At 56.6% G+C, this 20,597-nt stretch carries 10 protein-coding genes; 7 read left to right on the top strand and 3 right to left on the bottom strand.

Translation table 11 applies throughout. The annotated features are described in order from the left end of the window. Window positions 1-132 precede the first annotated feature (132 nt). The 4 genes from KQI65_15795 to KQI65_15780 all read left to right on the top strand — a co-directional run bounded on the left by KQI65_15795 (window position 133) and on the right by KQI65_15780 (window position 6,431). Window positions 133-2,568 carry a VWA domain-containing protein gene (locus tag KQI65_15795; protein MCB2206206.1) on the top strand — a complete coding sequence of 812 codons (2,436 nt, stop codon included), beginning with the start codon at window positions 133-135 and terminating at the stop codon, window positions 2,566-2,568. A gap of 14 nt (window positions 2,569-2,582) precedes the next feature. Beyond that, window positions 2,583-4,616, top strand: coding sequence for a VWA domain-containing protein (locus tag KQI65_15790; protein MCB2206205.1), 2,034 nt, complete (start codon window positions 2,583-2,585; stop codon window positions 4,614-4,616). 191 nt (window positions 4,617-4,807) lie between these two features. Further along, window positions 4,808-5,806 (top strand): hypothetical protein, encoded by a 999-nt coding sequence (locus KQI65_15785; protein MCB2206204.1) that lies wholly within the window; start codon window positions 4,808-4,810, stop codon window positions 5,804-5,806. Window positions 5,807-5,900: 94 nt separating this feature from the next. After that, window positions 5,901-6,431 (top strand): hypothetical protein, encoded by a 531-nt coding sequence (locus tag KQI65_15780; GenBank protein MCB2206203.1) that lies wholly within the window; start codon window positions 5,901-5,903, stop codon window positions 6,429-6,431. Between the two features lie 190 nt (window positions 6,432-6,621). Here the strand turns inward: KQI65_15780 and KQI65_15775 are convergent, their stop codons facing one another. Continuing rightward, window positions 6,622-9,252: a tetratricopeptide repeat protein gene (locus KQI65_15775; protein ID MCB2206202.1), complete on the bottom strand. Its 2,631-nt coding sequence runs from the start codon at window positions 9,250-9,252 to the stop codon at window positions 6,622-6,624. Window positions 9,253-9,773: 521 nt separating this feature from the next. On the opposite strand from KQI65_15775, the gene KQI65_15770 reads away from it, so the two are divergent. After that, entirely contained in the window at window positions 9,774-13,991 is a 4,218-nt protein-coding gene (locus tag KQI65_15770) for a S8 family serine peptidase (GenBank protein ID MCB2206201.1), read from the top strand. Window positions 13,992-14,193: 202 nt separating this feature from the next. Next, a complete protein-coding gene (gene lepB / locus KQI65_15765; protein ID MCB2206200.1) occupies window positions 14,194-14,649 on the top strand; it encodes a signal peptidase I in 456 nt (151 codons plus the stop codon). Window positions 14,650-14,697: 48 nt separating this feature from the next. Here the strand turns inward: lepB and KQI65_15760 are convergent, their stop codons facing one another. After that, the gene (locus KQI65_15760) at window positions 14,698-17,415 is read right to left on the bottom strand and encodes a tetratricopeptide repeat protein (GenBank protein ID MCB2206199.1); all 2,718 of its coding nucleotides are present in this window, start codon (window positions 17,413-17,415) and stop codon (window positions 14,698-14,700) included. Between the two features lie 464 nt (window positions 17,416-17,879). Between KQI65_15760 and KQI65_15755 the strand changes: the two genes are divergently transcribed. Beyond that, window positions 17,880-18,686, top strand: a complete 807-nt coding sequence (locus tag KQI65_15755) for a hypothetical protein (protein MCB2206198.1) — start codon at window positions 17,880-17,882, stop codon at window positions 18,684-18,686. A gap of 60 nt (window positions 18,687-18,746) precedes the next feature. On the opposite strand, the gene KQI65_15750 is transcribed toward KQI65_15755, so the two are convergent. After that, window positions 18,747-20,591, bottom strand: coding sequence for a hypothetical protein (locus KQI65_15750; GenBank protein ID MCB2206197.1), 1,845 nt, complete (start codon window positions 20,589-20,591; stop codon window positions 18,747-18,749). Window positions 20,592-20,597: the final 6 nt, after the last annotated feature.

The raw sequence follows: 20,597 nt of genomic DNA, 5'->3' as shown, positions 1-20,597 counted from the left end.
TTCTACATATGTCCGACTGGCCTGACAAGCCGCTCTCGTCTTTTTGGTAGGGCACGATGCATTCGCGCTAGGGAATTTCCTCCCCCTTCATGTGTCTTCCCCCTGAATCGTCATTTCAACGGAGAGGATACCATGAAACTACTGGGTGTGGTTGGGCTGCTGCTTGTGCTTGCGATGCAGGGGGTGGCGCAGGATAAGGGGGTGGCGCAGGATAAGGGGATGGGGCGGAATAAGGGGATGTATGACATTGATGCCTCGGTGTGGGAGCGGCAGCAGCAGGGACAGCAGGAGGCATCGCTGGCGAAAACGACAAGGACGCCGGATCATGCGGTGCTGGGGAATCCGGTCAGCGGGGCGACGCTGCTGAGGGATGGATACTTTACTTTCGGCACGACCGGGGGCAGGTCGTCGATGATGCAGGACGATAACTGCCAGCTGACCTTCGGCCACCCGTACGCGCTTACTTCCTTCATTGAGTTTTTCTGGGACGGTGCCTGGCAACGGGTGGATCGCTTCTTTTCTGATGCGGAGTGCCGGTTGCAGACGCGTGTGGATACAATGGAAATGATCGCCGAGCGTCCGGACGTCTGCCGCCTCATACTGCGCGTACTTCAGGAGCCCACGACGGGTGTCCTCACGCTGGAGGCTTCGATCGAGAATCTCTCATCCAACGTGCAGAACGCTGCACTGGCGTTTCAGCTGGATGCGGCGCTCGGACGATGGGGCGATGCGGCGGTGTACTGCGATGATGTGCTTGTCGAGGATGCGCAGGTATTGAAGGGAATGGCGTCACAGAGTCCTGTCGTACTGCAGGAACGCGTGCAGCGGGAGAATGCGGGGATACGGGCGGAATTGGGGTATCCCGGCGAGGGACCCGATTCCCTCGAGATCATGAACTGGCAGCCGGCGCTGGGCGAGAATTTCGATCCCCGTCTGCAGCGTCCCACGCGTCTCTTCGACGTGGTGCTGCGTCCCGTCTGGCGGTTGCAGCCCCTCGCCACCGGCGAAGCCGCCATGGCTTCAGCGGAACTCGCCGTGCTGGAGCCGCGCTTCTCATCCCGCGCGTTCATGCGCTGGGATATGCCTACCGCGCTGACGCTCAGCGACGGCGTGCTTTTCCCGAACAGTTTCTCGGTTTCAATTGAAACCTTGAACGCCAGCGGTGCACGCATTTCTTCTGCCTGGTTCAATGCTTCCGGCAGTGAGGAAGATGCGCTGTATCCGACCTCCGAAGTGCAGAACACCGCTCTGGAAAAGGATGGTTACGGGTACTGCAGTTACACGTATAAATCGACCGAGAAATTTGAAGAGTCCATCACGCCCATGCAGGTGACACTCAGGGTCGGTGGTGAGATCATCGACAGCCTGACCCGCTGGGTGTACCTTCCCGCCGTCGCGCTGGTGGATACCGGACTCGCGGTGGACATCGACACGGTGCAAATGGATCCTGCCCCGAGAATCAGCATGTATTTCACGGTGAAGGATGAGAAAACCGATGTGTCGGTTCTTACTCTTCGTCCTGATCACGTCACGCTGTTCGAGAACGGTGTGCATATCAGCGAGTTCGATCTCGGGAAGGAGAATCGCGGGGAAGTGAATGCGGTGGACGTCGCCTTCGTGCTCGATGTGACCGGCAGCATGGCCGGTGAAATCGCCTCCGTGCGCGACAATGTGCAATCCTTCGCCGACCTTCTCGTGGAAAACGGCGTCAGTTATCGGCTGGGACTCGTTACGTTTTCCGATGCCATCAAACATGTCTACGGCATGACCGACAGCGTGGAAGTGTTTAAAAGCTGGGTGGCCGCACAGCAGGCGTATGGTGGTGGTGATAGCCCTGAAAATTCGCTCGACGCCCTGTGGGAAGCCACCCGGCTGGAATATCGTCCCACCGCCCAGCGCATTGTGATTTGGATTACCGATGCCGGCTATCATGAGAAGGATCACATAACGCCGCGTACGGTCGAAACCCTGCTGCCCGAACTCCTGAACAAGGCCATACTCGTACACTGCATCGGCAGTCGTGCGTCCCGCGGTGAGTACGAGCGCATCACGTATCCCACCGCCGGATCGTACTTCGATATCAACGGAAATTTCCGCGATATCCTGATGGAGATTGGTCGCTTCGACGTCGCTTCAGTCTTCCGGCTCAGCTATTTCACGCCAGACCCGGATGCGGATTCGCGTCAGATCGAACTGGAAGTGCATTATGGCGGAAAGGGGGGAAAAGCGAACTGGATCATGCAGGCTCCCCCGGGCGGTACTCCCGCCGAACCGCGTCTGCACTGCTATCCCAATCCCTTCAATCCCGCCGTCACCATTCACGTACAGGATGTACACGGTCCTTCCACGCTCACCGTGCACGACATCAGCGGCAGGGAAGTGTCGCGCTATCAGTTGGACGGCACGCGCAGTCAGTATGAGCTGCGGTGGAATGCGGAATCCGCAACACACGCGACAAACGGCAGCACTGCACCGGCGGCATCAGGTGTGTACTTCATTCAGCTGAATTCACGGACCCCGAACGGCGCACCGTCGCGCACTTCCACACGCATCGTTTACGCGAAATAGAGGAGGAGAGAGAAATGAAACAGCTATGGAAATGTATCGCACTCCTCCTGCTCCTGCAGGGCACGGCGCTGGCCAATGGCATCCTGGTCAGCAACAATAAGAACTATCCCGGCCAGCTGCTGCGCAACCGCATGACACGGGTGGAAGTGAATATCACCGGACTCGTGGCCGAAACCGTGGTATACCAGGAATTCACAAACGCATGGTCACAGACAACGGACGCCGTGTGGGCTTTCCCGCTGCCTGCGGATGCACGCGCGACGAAATTCCTTTACTGGCGGCACGACACACTGTTCCAGGCCGTGTTGAAGGAGCAGTTTCAATCCACCATTCCCGGCACCGGCGAAGGTGGCATTCCGGCCATCGTCAATCATTACGTGGGGGAGGATGGACTCAAAATCGAACTCAAGGGTATCGAGCCCTGGACGGTGCAACGCATCGAGCTGCATTACATCAACGTCTGCGATTACCATTCCGGCGAAGCCGTGTACACGTATCCCCTCGCGACCTCGGATCTCGTGCAGTGGCCGGTGGACGTGGTGGAATTCACCATCCATCTCGACGGCAACACTGCGCTGGAGGATTATCGGATGGATGTGGATGGGGATGTAACGGAGCTGGAGCGGAGTGAGCAGTCACTGACGCTCCGCAGCCGCGCGTCGAAAAGCTACATCGCCCGTGATATGGAATTCCGATGGACGGCTGACGACGACTCTCTCACCGTGGATTTCTTTTCCTCCAAGGCTGCGGGGGAGGATGGCTACTACGCGACTATTATTCGTCCCGCCGACACCGAAGCCGCCACCGTCAGCCTCCCCAAACGCGTGATTTTCTGCGTCGACCGTTCTTCGAACATGTACGGCTATCCCCTCGAACAAATGCGCAGTGCGGTGAAATCCGCCCTGCAGCTGCTGGACGAAGGAGACAGCTTTGAGATCGTCGCCTTCAATCACCAGGTGGAACCGCTGCATAACGGATTTGCTCCAGCCACCGAAGAGAACATCATTGCGGCCGGGGAGTGGCTGGATAATCATCCCGCTTCAGGCGGCACTGCGCTGGGAACCGCGCTGATGATCGCACTGTCGCTCGTGCCGGACGACAACCTGCAGAACATCATCATCACCATGAGTACCGGACGATCACCCGGCGATCCTGACGAAATCACGGGCTACAATACACATAATGCATCGCTGGTCATGCTGGGCATGGGCGCGTCGGCCGACCGTGCGCGGCTGGAAATGATTGCGGAGCAAAATGCAGGGTTCGCGCGCTTCTTTGATGTGGGCACCGTGGCTGCGGCGGCCATGGTGCGGACCCTGCACTCCGTCGTGCGTCCCGTCATGCGCGAAGTGCGGCTCGAATACCCCGAGGTGGATGTTCACAGCCTGCGGCCCGATCCCGTGCCCCCGCTGTTTGCCGGACTCCACACGCTCACTGCCGGACGCTACCGGAATCCCGGCAGCAGCAACATGACACTGTTCGGTGAAGGCGCAGGGGGACATGAGGAATACACCTTCAACCTGGACTTCAGCGGGGACACGACCGGACTCCATTCCATCGCCGGACTGCTCTGGGCCAAGCTCACCATCGACGGCATGGAGCGGGAGATCGTTGTGCACGGCGAGCGCCAGTCCCTCAAAGACAGCCTCGTCGCCATCAGTCTCGCTTCCGGCATCCGCTGCCGCTACACCGCTTACATCGCCGACTATACCACTGTTCTCACCGGTGTGGAGGAAAGCGCATCCAGCACAGCGCTGCCTGCGACAACCTGCATCCTCGGTAACTATCCCAATCCCTTCAACCCGCAGACGCAGATACTCATTCGCATCACCGACCGCGAGGCGGGGAGTGCATTGCAGCTGCGGATCTACGACATGCTCGGCCGCCTCGTGCGCGTGATCGACCTCTCCCATCTCGCACCCGGCACGCACAGCATCCTCTTCGACGGAAAAGACAGCAACGGCCTCGCGCTCCCCAGCGGCAGCTACACCGTGATCCTCACCGGTCCCACCGTCCACAGCGCGAGGAATATCATCCTGAGTAAATAGACTTTTCATTCGGGTCCCACAACCCGTCACAATAGCACAACCACCCCTCCAGCCCGGGAAATATGCACTTTCTGCATAATTTCCCGGGCTGTTTTTGTGGAGCGCCCGCTTCTTTTGACATCCCCGTGACATTCGTCCCCGCCATGGCGTGTAGATTCCAGCTGCATGTAACACAGACGGGATCATTGGAAATGACGCGAATAAGAGTGGTGGCGATACTGAGCGTTCTTCTGCTGTGTGCGGGGAATGCGTTTTCCCAGGTGGATGACGTGACAGTGGAGTTCTCGTCTGGGAAGGAGAAGGAGGTCGACATTGCTGGTTACGGGGATGGGATGCTGACCACTGTCGAGGCGCGCTATGTGGGGGAATGGAATAAAACACGCCTTGTCGACACGGTGAGAATCGGGATGGACTCCGTACGAGCGCTCACGTTCGACGAAGGATCAACGGTCTTCGGTACTTTTTTACCAGTTACTCTTGGCTCGGGATTGCTTGGGATAATTGCCGCTGGCTCGACGGGCGGATTGGGTGGAGGGATTGCGTTTATCATGGTTGCGGGATTGGGGACTATTGCAGGACTGATTGCCGGGCTCGCATCGGCTTCGGATCCTGAGATATACTCGCCTGCAGTCCCACACGACGCCGCTGCGCTGGAATATCGCCTCATGGAGGATGTCCCATCAGATGTGGACTGGAAACGCAAGTACGGATATGCCTCAGTGCGAGAGCTGGTTCCGCAACTGGAGTTTTCTCTCAGTGACGGAAGGGAATTTGAGGGGCGCCTTCTGGAGATTTCCGAAGAAAATGTCACGGTACTCGTTGAAGAATCGCCAGACACCCTTGTCGGACAGCCGAACGAGATTTCCATTGTCTCATTAACCGATCTCTCCCATGTTAGTTACTATGGCAATATCTCCACGGCGCCGTGGGGAACACTGCTGCTCGGGGGTGGCGGACTCCTTGCACTCACCCTCGCCACCAGCGCAAGCGATGGAGATCTTATGCAGAATATGCTGCTCACCGTTGGACCTGGTCTGCTTCTGGACATCGGTATGGGACTCAATGCTGCCTCACCGAGCTGGGAATGGGATGCTTCAACAGGCGAGTCGGCAGTGCTGGAGGAATACTCCCTGCAATTCGTACTCGAGCATACCGCCGTCGGAAGGCACAGGATGATCGTCAACGAATGAGCCATCCGTTCATAGCATCTCTCAAGTTCCATATGATACATCTATCTCCGCTTATCCCTATTTTTGCGGCAAAGTCACCGAGAACGGAGGATACGTGAAGCTACTGACTGGTAAATCCGCAAGGTATCTGCTGCTGTTATCGCTGGTGCCTGTCCTCACCCTTCAGGGATGCTTTACCTTTCTTGGATATTCGGGGGGAAGCTGGCTGGATCATAACAATGAAGGGACGCAGTCCTTTGCTCCCTCAGAGACCTGGCGGTACCTGCGGAGCGGGGAGACCGTGCAGTGCGTACTGAAGGACAGTACGCGTCTGGACGGTGCATATTTCGGGGCGGGACTCTGGAAGAGTGGGGACAGTCTCCTGACCCGTGATCAGGGCACGTTTGTACCAGCCGTCTGGCATCGTCAGGGTGAGAGACCTCCCGGGGGAGAGTTTTACGGATTGCGACTGCAAACTCCGGAAGGGATCAGCGTCGTCGATACCGTCGAGATTGCGGCCGTTCAGCGCTTGCACTTCCCTGTCTGGTGGAGGGTGGTGCTGACACCAATTGGCTTTGCGATGGACATGATTGGCCTGGCGCTTTTGATCGGACCGGGCCCAGGGATGTCGTTTTCCTTCCAATGATCGGATACGCATCGGCTTTTGCGGAGTCCCATGTATATTGGACAAGCCTCTCCGCTTGTTTTATCAGTGTACGGGAATGGGATCTGAAGAAAGCAAAGCAGAAGTCCACCTCGGCAGAGCGGTTGCGGGGATACTGATTGCTCGGAGTCGAAAAAATATGCAGAAACTGCATATTTCCTGATGTGCGAGGTTATGCCGGTAGGGTGATGACGAATTCCGTACCCTCGTCGCTGCTGTTGCAGTCGATACTTCCACCATGTCCCGCAACAATAATATCGTAGCTGATGGAGAGCCCGAGACCGGTTCTCTCGCTCGATTCCTTGGTACTGAAAAACGGCTGGAAGATCTTGCTTTTGATGCCTTCGGGGACACCGGGACCGTTGTCACGGACTCGTATCAGTATCTTGTCCCCTTGGATGGCTGTGCTTACCCAAACGGTGGGGAGACGCTCTCTCAGATGTGGATGTTCGGCAGGGCGAGTATCGTCACCATCCCGGTCCATGATATGTGCGAACTGCGGCGCTTCACGAACGGCGTCCATGGCATTGTTGAGAAGATTGAGCATGACACGGCTGAGATCCTGTGGTACGACTTTCGCCTCGATGGGACCTTCATGAAAACTGCGTTCAAAGTGGACATCGAATTCGGGATGATTTACCTGCATACCGTGGTACGCGAAGCGCACGGCTTCTTCCACCAGGGTGTTGATATCGATCTGAACCCAGTCTCCCGTACCGGTGCGTGCATGAAGCATCATGCCCTGTACGATATTGTTTGCACGCTTCCCGTGCTCGCGAATCTTATTCAGAGCCTCACGGATCTCCCCGGTGATATGCATGCGAGTATCGCTGCCCGGCAGACTTTCCAGGTCATCGATCAGCTCCACTGCAGAATCCGAGAAGTTCGTTACAAAGTTCAGCGGGTTTTTGATCTCGTGTGCAAGTCCTGCGGTCATCTCACCGAGCGTTACCATCTTTTCGACATGGATGAGCTGCGCCTGTGTCTGACGAAGCTGCACGAGAGTCTTGGTCAGCTTAACGCTCGCCCGCCTTCTATAGAGATAGCGGTGGAACAACAGGCCAGAGACGAGCAGAAGGACAATGACTCCGGCGATGGAGACGTTTCGTGTGATGGTTTCTCGCCCCAGTTGAAGATCCTGCAGTGTTTTGTCCTTTTCCAGGAGGGCAATTCTCTGGTCGCGACTTTCGGATTCATATTTCGCAGACATCTCGCTGATGGATTTGATATTCTGTACGTTCATCAGCGAATCGTTGAACGTGATAAAGGCGGACTGATACTTGTACGCCTTTTCGTAATCTTTCACTTTCTTATAAATATCACTCAACGTTTTTGCGGCTTCGCGCTGCCGCGTGATTTCGCCGATATCTCCTGAGATGGTATATGCTCGCAGCACCAGTGCTATCGCGGAATCTGTGCGGCCCAGTTTCTCGTTGATGATCCCAAGGTCCGTCAACACTTCAGCGATTCCTGCACGTTCCTGCAGCTCCTCCCTTATCACGAGGCTGCGGTTCAATGATGTGAGTGCCAGGGTGTAATCCCCCTGCAACAAACGAATTTTCCCGATTCGATGGAGCGTGACAGCGAGATATTGTCGATCACCGTCTTTCTCCAGTGTGCGCAATGCAAGTTTGTACTGCTTCAGGGCTGTCATGTTTTTCCCCTGGCGCATGTATACGTCGGCGATGTGATAACGGCTCACAGCGGCGGCGCCCTGGTCCCCGAGCTCCATAAACAGCTCCGTGCTGCGTCGAAATTTTTCCAGTGCCTTCGAATACCGGTCCAGATCCATTTCAATGCGTCCGATATGGATAAGGGCGGACGCCTGTAAGCCCTTCGCGCCAACCTCTTCACTGTATTTAAGGCCACGTTGAAACGCCTGCAGCGCCTGCGTGTAGCTGCTCTGCTGGAACAGGATATTGCCAATACTCAGGAGTGAACCGACAACCTGGACTTTATTGCCGAGTGAGTCGTTGAGTGCGAGCCCACGACGATAGATTTTCAATGCCTCGTTGTAGCGGCCCTGGATATTGTGAAGGTGGCCTATGTAGGTGAGAGCATTGGCAACAGCTGACGCGTCTCCAATATCCCGGTAGAGTTCAAGAGATTGCTGAAAGGAATCCATGGCCGGCGTAATCTCACCTCTGTTAAGGTCGATCGAGCCGAGCATGATGCGTGTATCGGCAATTCCTGTATAGTCCCCGAGGTCTTCGAACATCTGCAGCCCATCTCGCAAATCTGTCAGCGCGGTTTCATACTCCCCCTGTCGCCGGTATATGTTGCCGAGTTCGATGAGTGCACGGGCCTTGATGGAGGTATCGTGATACCTGTGCCCCAGGTCGCGGGCACGTTCATATACTGCGAGCGCATCGTCATACTTCCCCCTTGAACGATGGACTATGCCGATATTCATCAATGTTCGTGCGGTACCGGCGAAATCGCCGCTTTGCTCGAACAGTTGCAGCGCAGCTTTGAATTTCCGCATGGCGTCATCGGCCTTGCTCATATTGAGCGCCACGTTCCCGAGTCCCCTGAGCGCCGATGCAATGAGGCGTTTCTCATTTGCATTCTCGGCATTGTCACGCGCAGTATTGAAACATTTTTCCGCCCGCATATTCCGCCGCCTCGCCTCCAGGGTCCACCCGAGTGCTGCATATGCGGCTGCGTGCAGGGAAGCGGATTGTGATTTTTCCGCAAGGGCGACTGCGCGCTCGCCAAACTCCTCGGATGTCTGCAGCTGCTGCGTCCTGTACGCATTGCAGAGCGCAATCAACACATGCAGCCGTGCGTCCCCCTGATTCACACTTCGAAGCCTCAGATGCAAGCTGTCAATACGGCTCTGCTGAGCACTTGCAGGAGTGGTCAGAACAAAGGCACTGCAAAGCAAGAGCAAGAGATTCCTGTAAACCATGGACTCCTGTAGAGGGCTTGGGAGCGTGTTGTACTTCGCCGATACACCGCAACGTGCGTGCATGCGTCCGGCACGAATGCGAGGCGGCATCCCGGGCCACAGTTCTACACTGCCCTGGGAGTAACGCCTCAATTACATAGACAGAATGATAGGTAATGTAGGACGGTGGAAGCTGGCAATCAACAGTGACGATCCTGTCGTATCCATGTGCGGAGGCGAAACAAAAAAAGAAAACAACGATTTTATTTCTGTCCCGATTGTCGTATAATTCCCCTACGTCAATTCAATTCATGTTTCGGAGAGGGTGCCGCGTTTGAAAATGAGCGCCGGAGAAATCCGCAGCCCTGCGCCACGCCGTGGTGAATAACCCCGCCCGACTTGCCTGAGGTATATCAATGATAGAAGGAGAATCCATGAGACGTTCCCTGATACAATATATGTTGTCGATGGCGCTGTTGCTCTGCGCATCGGCTGGACTCGCGCCAGCTGCGTTTGCACAGGGTGCTGCGCCGTTTGATCTTGAGCGCTTCAGTTCACAGCGGCTGGTGCTCGATACGGAGGCCGGACGCTCACAGTTCGTGCTTTCCACCGCCTATGTCCTCATCCAGTTTCGTGAGGAAATTCCCATGGAGCAGCAGAGGGACATGCTGCAGCTCGACAATGCGATCGCGCCTCTGACGGGAAATGAGTTCCTTCCGTCCCCACGTGTCGTGCAGGTCAAACTGCGCAAAGGCATCTCCGAACAGGAAGTCGTCGAACTTCTGGCGCGCCTGAACGCGATGCCGGAAGTGCGCTATGCGAATCCTTTCCTCGCGTATGAGGACGGCACGCTCATGGGCGTGCAGGATCGCTTCCATGTGAAACTCCGCAGTGAGGCAGATCGTGACATGCTCGAGAGCATGGCACGGGAACATGGCGCAACCGTGGTTGAGAATTATTCCTTCGATCCGAAGGTGTACGTCCTGAGTGCGGATAAAAACGCTGACGGCAATGCCTTCGAACTCTCCCGGCTGTTCGAGGAAAGCGGTCGTTTTACGTATGCCGAACCGGACTTCCTCATGCTGCTCAAGCGTATGAACACAAATGACACCTACCTTGCGTACCAGTGGGCGCTGAACAATACCGGCTCCGCCATCCAGTACAACGGTACGGCAGGAGCCGACATGGAGGTGTTCAACGCGTGGTCGATCTCCACAGGATCACCCAATGTGAAAGTGGCCATCCTTGATGAAGGCACAGACCTTACGCATCCCGATCTGGCTGCGAATATGCTTTCAGGCTATGACGCAACCGGAAACGGGAGTGGCGGTGGTCCTTCAAACGATGACGCACACGGTACTGCCTGTGCCGGCATCGTCGCAGCCGTAGGCAACAACAATACCGGCATCGCCGGTGTTGCGTACAACTGTAAGATTATTCCGATCCGTATCGCGTACGACAACGGCAGCGGCCAATGGGTGACCTCGAATTCCTGGATCGCCACCGCCATCAACTGGGCGTGGAACAATGCGGGGGCGGACGTCCTGAGTAATTCCTGGGGAGGTGGCAGTCCATCATCCCTGATCAATACCGCGATCGACAACGCGATTACGCAGGGACGCGGCGGGCTCGGTGCTTCCGTTCTCTTCTCCGCCGGCAACGGCAACGGTACGGTGAGTTATCCCGCGAATTACAATTCCACCATCGCGGTGGCCGCCATGAGCATGTGCGAGGAACGCAAATCGCCGACCTCCTGCGACGGTGAAACCTGGTGGGGAAGTGACTATGGCACAAATCTCGATATCGCTGCACCGGGCGTGAAGATCTACACGACGGATATCAGTGGCGCCGCCGGCTACAACAGCGGCGACTACTATGCGACGTTTAACGGCACGTCGAGTGCCTGTCCGAATGCCGCCGGTGTCATGGCGCTCATTTACTCGGTCAATCCGCTGCTCAGCCATACGCAGGCCCGGCAGATTCTTGAAACAACGACAGAGAAAGTCGGGGGGTACACCTACACCGCCAACGTTGCCGGACAGCCGAACGGCACCTGGTCGAACGAACTCGGATACGGACGCATCAACGCATACAACGCCGTGCAGGCGGCAGTCTCATCGATATGCGTGACCGATACCACACATCCGACGATCACCGCTCCGGCTGCGGTTACCTACCCGAATGACCCTGGCGTGTGCGAGCGTAATGCTGCCAATGTCGTGCTCGGTACGCCGACGGTGGCGGACAATTGCCCCAACTACGTTGTCACAAACGATGCGCCGCTGGTCTTCCCGAATGGTGTGACCACGGTGACGTGGACAGTGACGGATGGAAACAACAACCAGGCCAGTGCAACGCAGACCGTGACGATTCAGGATGTCGTGGCACCTACCATTACCCCTAATCCTCTCACTACCCTGAACACGCTGCCGGGAACCTGTTCGGTTCCCCTGGCACAGGCGAACCTTGGGACACCGAGCACGACGGACGATTGTCCGCTCAGCGTCACCGTAACAAACGACGCACCGGCATCCTTCCCGCTGGGAGTTACGGTGGTGACGTGGACGGCTACCGATGGGGCAGGGAACAAGGGTACGAACATTCAGATCGTCATTGTGACGGATATCGAAGCGCCGAAGATCACCGCTCCTGCCAACGTGAAGTATCCCAACGATCCTGGCGTCTGTGAACGCAGTGCCTTGAACGTTAACCTCGGAACCCCGGTGGTGTCGGATAACTGTCCTGTTGGACTCATATACGGAAACGACGCTCCGGCGATATTCCCGAATGGCATCACGACGGTGACATGGACGGCGACGGACGGATCGGGCAACCAGGCGACCGCGCAGCAGATCGTGGAAATCGTGGACGTCGTGCCCCCGACCATCACGGCGCCGCTTGATATTACCGTGCCTGCATCCCCGGGCGTGTGTGAGATCGATGCGTCGCTGGTGAATCTCGGGACACCAATTACAACGGACGACTGTCCTGCAAGCGTCGTTGTGAGCAACAACGCTCCACCGGTGTATCCACTGGGCAACACCACCGTGACATGGACGGCGACAGACGGTGGAGGCAACAAGTCCACCGCCACGCAGATCGTGACCGTGATCGATATCGAACCGCCTACTATCACCGCACCGCCCGATGTCGTTGTCGCAACCGATCCGGGGCTGTGCTCCACCAGCGCGTCCTCGTTCAACCTCGGCAAGCCGCTTTATGGTGACAACTGTCCCAAGGGCATTTCCGTGACCAACAATGGTCCTTCGGTGTATCCCAAGGGCGTGACGACGGTGACGTGGACGGTGACCGATGGCTCAGGCAACCAGACAACGGACACGCAGATGGTGACCGTGGAAGATCGTGAGGCTCCGAAAATCATCACCTGCGCCTCAAACCAATCCGTCGAAGGCGACGCCAACAACGAAGCTGTCCTGCCGGATATGCGCGGACAGATCGTGGCAACGGATAACTGTACCCCGTCAGCGGCGTTGATTCTCTCACAGAGTCCCGCCCCCAGCTCCATTGTTGGTGTCGGGAAAACGACAGTCACCTACACCGTGGATGACGGCAACGGCAACAGCTCACAGTGCACCTCCGTATTCGAGGTGGTGCCGCGCGTTGAGTTCGATCCCGCCGCATCCTTCGTCGTCGTATCCGGCGCCTGCAAGCGTCCCACGGTAGTGACGAAGAGCATCCTCATCGAGAACAGCGGTGGCAACTTTGCGGGCGGAAAGCTGCAGTGGACCGCCAGCACGACAGCCGGCGAAATTACGCTCGTGAACGCCAGCGGTTATGAAGGCGACGAACTCGTCTTCGCGGTCGATCCGCGTTTCCTTCCCACGGGAACGGTAACTCGCATGATTACCCTTATCGGCTGGAACAGTGCCACGAATGTTCCGGCGTTCAATTCGCCCTACACCATCACGGTCAGCATCGAGATTCAGCCGATCGGCACCGTCACGGTGACGCGCTCGGTGGGTACGAGCTGGACGCCCTTCCTCAACAGCAGCGGTCAGAAGATCGCTGAGGTGAAGAGCAACGCTGGTCCCATCAGCAGCTTCACGGTCAACATGTATTCGTGCAGCGTGCCCCAGGGACTGACACGCATCCGCTATGTCAACCGTTATTTCACCATGAGCAGTGGATCGAGCGGCTCGAACGTGGATGTGCGACTGTACTACACTGACACCGAAGCGGCCGGGCTCATCACGAAGCCGTCCGCACTCACCGTATGGCAGCGTCCGCTCAACTTCTGGACAAGCCTCGGTGGCAGTTCCAATCCCTACGAGAACTATGTCGAGGCGAGTGGACTTACCAATTTCAATGGTCCCTTCGCCATTGCACACCCGTGGTTCCCGAAGTCTGATCGCGAGGAGGCAATCCCTGAACAGATCACGCTGTCGCAGAACTACCCCAACCCCTTCAATCCCACGACCGTCATCCGCTACACGCTTCCGGAGGCGGCTGCAGCGCGTGTTGTCGTCCATGATCTGTTCGGACGCCAGGTCGCTGTGCTCGCTGAAGGCATGCACTATGCGGGAACGCACGAAGTCGTTTTCAACGCCACGGGACTCCCAAGCGGCACCTACATGTGCACGCTGCAGTCCGGTGACGTACAGCTTCAGCGTCGCATGGTACTGATGAAATAATCAGTCCATCACGCGCATATGTACTGCGCCCCTGTCCATTTCTCCAGTGGACAGGGGCGCAATTTTTTTTACAGAGTTGAGTATATTTCAGCGATTTATCCCACGGTAACACAGCGATTGAGGTACTGTGATGAGAAAGGTGTCCGTCCCAATGCGGGCTGTCTGGCAGACTGCATTCTTCTCAACATCCATCCGAGCCGGCATGCTGATTCTCATCGGAATCGGTTTCATGGTGAGCGGCTGTTCGGAGCGGCGCTATACGATGTCGTCAGCATCAATGGAGCCTACCATTCCCGAAGGCGCCACCGTTATCGTTGATGAAGCGGTGTATGAGAATGCCGCCGTTGAGCGGAAAGACATTATCTGTTATCGTCCAAACGTGAATCCGAAATGGACGTTCGTATTCAGGGTGGCCGGACTTCCGAATGAAATGATCACACTGCGCGGCGACACCATTTACGCTGACGGACAGCCCACAGAGATCATCGGTATCAGCAGGGACAGCAGTATGACGTTGACCGTGAAGCTGAAAGATGATGAGTATTTCGTCATCGGCGACAATACGGCCGAAGCCGTCGACAGCCGGTATGATGGTCCCATCCACAAGTCGCAGATTATCGGCAAAGTCATCAAAATCAATGCGCCTGACGACCTCTAGCAGGCGTCGCATATTGATCAGATTCCAAAGGGAAAGGGTGGTGTGGGCTCAGGCGGCAGTATTTGCCGGCAGTGTGATAGTGAATTCCGCACCTTCAGCGGTGTTCTCGCAGTGAATGCTTCCGCCATGACCGTTGACGATAATGTCGTAGCTCATTGAGAGTCCGAGACCCGTTCCTTCGCCGGTGGGCTTGGTGGTGAAGAAAGGTTCGAAAATTTTCTGGCTTATGGTCTCAGGAATTCCTGGGCCGTTGTCGCGGATACGAATTTCTACGTCCGCACCCCTGCGCACCGTTGTGATCCAGATGCAACGGGATTCTTCTTCGACACCGGGATGTCCATTTCCCTCATGAAGTGGGGGATAGGTTTTCTGCAGGGCGTACATCGCATTGTTCAGCAGGTTCAGTACGACGCGGCTGATTTCCTGTGACACAATTCTGGCGTTGAGCGGGGAGGGATGATAATCCCGGATGATTTCACAATCGAAGGATGGGTGGGTTGCGCGCATGCCGTGGTACGCGAGCTGTACCGCGGATTCGACCACTTCGTTCATATCCGTATGTGTCCAGTCACCGGCGGTGCCGCGTGCGTGCAGCATCATGCCCTGTATGATGGTATCCGCCCTGCGTCCGTGCTCGCGAATCTTCTCCAGGTTGCCACGCAGTTCCCTGCTTATCGCCATCCGCGCCGTTCCATCTGCATTGTCGAGTTCGGTGAGCATCTCTCCGGCGACCTCCGAGAAATTGGTCACGAAATTCAACGGGTTCTTGATCTCATGTGCGAGTCCCGCTGTCATCTCGCCCAGCGTCACCATTTTCTCCGCATGAATGAGCTGGGCCTGCGTCTGTTTCAGTTGAGCGAGCGTGCTGCTGAGCTGTTCGCTGGTGCGTTTGCGATACAGGTAGCGGTGCAGCAGCAGTCCCGACAGCAGCAGCAGTACGACGACGCCGACGACGAAGACGTTCCTCGTGATCGTTTCTTTCTCGAGGAGGGAGGACTGCAGCAACTGATCCTTCTCGAGCAGGGCAATTTTCTGTTCTTTCTTTTCGTCCTCATACCGGGCTGTCATCTCATTGATGGACCTCATGTTCTCCACATTCAGCACGGAATCCTTGTGCGCCTGATATTTCAGCTGGTACTGGTAGGCGTTTGAAAAGTCTTTCTTTGCCGCGAATGCGGTGCTCAGTGTTTTCGAGGCATCCTTCATCTGGGCGATGGCGCCGATGCCTTCGGCAATGCGATAGGCACGTTCCGCCAGTGCAACCGCAGCATCAAAGCGTCCCATGGATGCCTGTATTTCCCCGAGATCCGTAAGCACCTCGGCGATGCCCGATTGTTCCTGCAGCGCCTCACGAATGCGCAGGCTCTTGTTGAGTGAGGTCAGTGCAGCCGTGACCTCGCCCCTGTTCGCCTGTATCATGCCGATCCTGTGGTACGTGGTGGCGACATACTGTCTGTCGTTACTTTCCTGGAACGCGCGCAGCGCCCGGGTATAGTATTCCAACGCCTCATCCTGCTTCCCCTCTTTGGTCAAGACATCGGCGTAGTGATAGAGTCCGACCGCGACAGCACCGTCGTCTTCCAGTTCCTCGAACAGCGCCGTGGCGAGATGGAACTTGTCCTTCGCGGCCTCATATCGCCCCATATCCATCTGGATGCGTCCGATATGAATCAGAGCGGAGGCACTCAACCCTTTGTTGTTGACCTTATCACTCATGGAGAGACCGCGCTGAAACGCTTCGAGCGCGCGTGAGTAATGACTCTGCTGATACAGAATATTTCCGATGCTGAGGAGGGATCCGACAATGAGGGAGGTGCTGCCCTGCGATTCGTTGATCGCCAGGCTGCGACGGTAGCATTCGAGCGCGCTGTCATAGCGCCCCTGGATGTTGTGCAGATGACCGATGTACGTGAGCAGGATTCCCTTTCCGCATACATCCCCGATTTGCACGTAGATACGTTTGCTGCGCTCGAAGAAGTTTCGTGCCCGCACGAAATTCCCCTGGTTGAGATTGATGGATCCGAGCATGGAAAGCGTAAGCGCGATTCCCGCTGAATCACCTTCCGCCCGGTAAAGGGAGAGTCCCTCCTGAAAGTGCTTCTCTGCTCCCGGGTAGCTGCTCTGTCTCCGCTGCACGTCACCCAGTTTGACGAGACAGCGTGCGATGGCGCTGTGGTCGTCGAGATCCCGGCTCAACGCGCGTGCCTCATTGAACATCACCTCTGCCGAGTCATACTTGCCACGGTAGGTGTGGATTGTGCCAATCCCCACCATGGCATGGACCACGCCCTCAGGGTTTCCCTCTCCACGAAACTGCCGGTAGGCCTGCCTGTACATCTGCATTGCAGCGGCGATATCACCACGGTAGTAAGCGATTTTGCCGAGGCCGCGCAATGCTGAGGCATCGGTGCTGCCGTCACCGGCTCTCCGGGCAAATGTTCGTGCCATTTCAAATTGCGCCGTGGCGGCCTCATTGTTGCGCACGATCTCCAGGGCCCAGCCCAGTGCTGCATGCGCCTGTCCGGAAACGCGGGGCGACTGCAGCTGTTCCGCCAGCTTCACCGCTTCGCGCGCATGCTGCTCCGCCCGGGCGAAATTCACCGCCCTGTATGCGATGCTGAGGGATATCAGCTGAGCGGCTCGTTGCTCCACATCCTTCGCCTGTGGCAGCTGGCGAAGACTGTCAACGATCCTCTGCTGAGACAGCATGAGCGTCTGTGGGAGAAGCAGAAGTATGGATATTGTAACAAGTCTTCGGATGGTCATCTTGGTCGCTCTGCACTGGGAGAGTATGACAACCGTACTGTCACCGTTCCGGGACGCGGTATGGTTGCAGATGTACCCTACGCAGGACGCGGTGTAGCACCGCACCTTGAGGGCTATTTAGAGAATGATGAGGCTAGATGTCGGAAATGTAATAGTTGGAATCGAGGTTGTCAATAGTCCGGGCCCGATGCATTGTGCAGTTTCTGCATATTGGAGCCGCCGCATGATGGAAAACGCAGCATTCAGCATCGCCTGGAATGTTTTTTTGACGCATTTGCGACCATGCTTGACATCCTGTCGAAGTTTGTCTATTGTTGTCCCCGTAAGCCCCCGAACAATCTTGATCTCGGCATTTCAGTACCAGCGTACTGCAACGCCGGCCAGTTTACCGATCGGAATCCGAGTCAGGCGAGTTCCCTTGGAACGATGTGAACGCAGCAAGCGAAAAGGAGGAAGTACGCGTTATGGCAGGCATCACACTTACATCAGCATTACGCGATGAGTACGTCGCACTGTTTAATTCCTGCAGCATCCGCTCGGCGCGGACCGCAGTAGTCGAGCGGCTGGTTACGAAGCTGCAATCGAACCGGTCCCGCTACGAAGCTGCCGCAGGCAGTGCCGGTGTCCCGTGGTATTTCATCGCGGTCATCCACAACATGGAAGCCGGACAGCGATTCTCCGGTCATCTCCACAACGGTGATCCACTTTCGGCGCGAACGACGCACGTCCCTGCGGGCAGGCCAAAGCAGGGGAATCCGCCTTTCACCTGGGAAGACAGTGCAGCGGACGCCATGTCTTTCAAGCGCCTGGGTCCTTCAACCGACTGGAGTCTCGGCGGCATGCTCTATCAGCTCGAGCGCTACAACGGCTGGGGATACAGGAAATACCATCCTCATGTCCTTTCCCCGTATCTCTGGAGTTTCTCGCATCACTACGAAAGCGGGAAGTATGTAGCCGACGGCCGGTGGTCCGACACCGCCGTTTCAAAGCAATGCGGTGCCGCGGTACTGCTTCGCCGCATGGCGGAAAATGGCATCATCGAATTTCCGGATCAGCCCGCTCCCGTAGCAACGGACGCTCCACTCATCGTATCCCTCGCGAAGCGCAAACCCATCAATGCAACTGTCCTTCAGCGCGCGAAGGACCTGCAGGCCTGGCTCAACACCTATCCCGGCATTTTCCTCAAAGTCGACGGCTGGCCGGGCAAGAAGACTTCGGATGCATATTACAAAGTGACGGGTTATTACTTGCCGGGTGATGCACGGGGTTGAGAGCCACATCAGTGTCGACGGTCCCGGGAGTATGCAGTTTCTGCATAATCCAAATCGAAGCTAGCGCGATACATAAAAGTTGAACAGCGGGATATCCACTGCGAGCATGATATTCCATTCCCGTCTATGGACGCGCTTGAGTGCTGTTTCCGTCGCGGATACGCGTTCGAGGTAAGGGGCTGAGCGGTATCCTGCTCCAATCGAAACAAACCAGGGTGTCCCGACCATGAGCGAGGCACCCGGAGAGAGCAGGTCTGAAAACTTCAGCTCCGGGATATCTCCGTCAGGGTACTGCAACCGGTAGTTCACGACGGGACCCAGGTCTATGGCGGAAGCGAAAACACCGATGGACTGAAATACGCCACCACTCCAGTTCCGAATACAATCCGAACTGATCTCCACACCGGTGGGTGAGAAGAAGCCGAAGGACATATCCTCACCCTCTTCGCCGTAGTACGCGGGTCCTGCATATGCATTCACCGCGATGGTCAGCTCCGCTTCACGCTTGATGCGATAGGAACCGGCAGGGAGGAAGAAGGCATCGAGTGCATCGGCCAGTTGCTCCGCATTTTCCGCGGTAGCTGCGTTGGCGGCGAAGGTCAGGACTTCATACACATTCTGATACGCTTGCTCATCGGGTATGCGGTCACGCAGAAGGATGAGCGCCTCCGCGACGGCGAGTCCGTATTCTCCCTGTTGCACATTTGCTGCGAGCGCGGTCAGATCCTCAATGGATGAGGCCGCTGCCATGATATCCTGCTGCTCCACCTTGAAGGTGCTCGCCATATCCAGGGATTGTATTGCCACACCGGCGAGTGGTTGGAGGATGCGAAGGTAATCCTCGGTGGTCAGTTGCCGCGAGGTTAGCGTCATCGTGAGATTCTTGATGCTGACCTGGACCCGAGCGATGGATTGCGCGATGCCCTGCAGCCTGGCAACGAACATCCGAGCCTGGTCAATGTCCTTCGCCCCTGCATTTATTGCGTCGAACATTGTCGTACCCACCTCATTCGCATCCCCGATATGTAATGTCTTCAGCGATGTACGATTTGTCTCCAGCCACAGCCCCACGGTGCTGAGAGTGAAGTACAGGTTGACGTTGGGATTATTGGAGGTATACAGCTTGGAGATACTGAGCAACTCACCCTGATGTGAAATCAGTTTCCAGCTGCTTCCCATAATGCGCATTGCAGACGCGAAGCCTTCGCCACTGCGCGGAAGCCACTCCGACTGCAGCAGCTGATCAAGGGCGTAGTCATAATCCTGCTCAACACGCAGGGCAACGACGAATGCCTGTACCGTTCGCAATGCGGCGATACGCTGCTTCAATGCGGGATCCTGTACGCTTTCATGAAGTATCTCGAGGCAGGGACCGAGGTTCTGCGGCATGTTTCGCAGATCCGCCTCGATGGCATCACGCAGGGAGACGAGAAACGAGCTGTACTTGCCAACGTCCATCGTATTCAGGAAACGCGTTGTACCCGGGAGCAGGGCCAGCAGGGGTTTCAGCGAAGGATCGTTGAGCAGCTCTTTGAGATGCTTCACCGCCTGTGTGGTGACTTCTTCTTTGAAACGCCGCGCAATCGTTGAAGCCAACGCGTCAATCATCGCAGTCTGTGAGATGAGGGGCACTGAGTGCGTCTCCGCAATTTTCGTGGAAAAGCTGTCGAGCAGATTCTGCGCTGCCTGTAGTTCATCGGGAGTGAGAGGAAGAGATTGCGCTTCCTGCAGAAAAAGATTGTCCGCCGGTACTTCGCTGCTCGTCCCATTTCCCGGAAGCAAAACTTGCAGCTCCTCGATCAGATTCCGGGGCTGTTCCTGTGCACGAAGCGGCATGACTGCCAGGCAGAGAAGGAGCAGCGGTACCCAAACGTACCGAAGGCGAGGAAAAATGAGACTATGCATGAATAC

Source organism: bacterium (genome assembly GCA_020444325.1).
Classification (GTDB): domain Bacteria; phylum Bacteroidota; class Ignavibacteria; order SZUA-365; family SZUA-365; genus BM516.
This window is presented reverse-complemented; position numbering and strand designations above follow the sequence as displayed.

Coding starts and splice junctions, on each gene's coding strand:
- KQI65_15785 (MCB2206204.1), top strand. CDS start 4,808: ATGACGCGAATAAGAGTGGTGGCGATACTGAGCGTTCTTCTGCTGTGT.
- KQI65_15750 (MCB2206197.1), bottom strand. CDS start 20,591: ATGCATAGTCTCATTTTTCCTCGCCTTCGGTACGTTTGGGTACCGCTG.
- KQI65_15760 (MCB2206199.1), bottom strand. CDS start 17,415: ATGACCATCCGAAGACTTGTTACAATATCCATACTTCTGCTTCTCCCA.
- KQI65_15755 (MCB2206198.1), top strand. CDS start 17,880: ATGGCAGGCATCACACTTACATCAGCATTACGCGATGAGTACGTCGCA.
- KQI65_15795 (MCB2206206.1), top strand. CDS start 133: ATGAAACTACTGGGTGTGGTTGGGCTGCTGCTTGTGCTTGCGATGCAG.
- lepB (MCB2206200.1), top strand. CDS start 14,194: ATGCTGATTCTCATCGGAATCGGTTTCATGGTGAGCGGCTGTTCGGAG.
- KQI65_15790 (MCB2206205.1), top strand. CDS start 2,583: ATGAAACAGCTATGGAAATGTATCGCACTCCTCCTGCTCCTGCAGGGC.
- KQI65_15770 (MCB2206201.1), top strand. CDS start 9,774: ATGAGACGTTCCCTGATACAATATATGTTGTCGATGGCGCTGTTGCTC.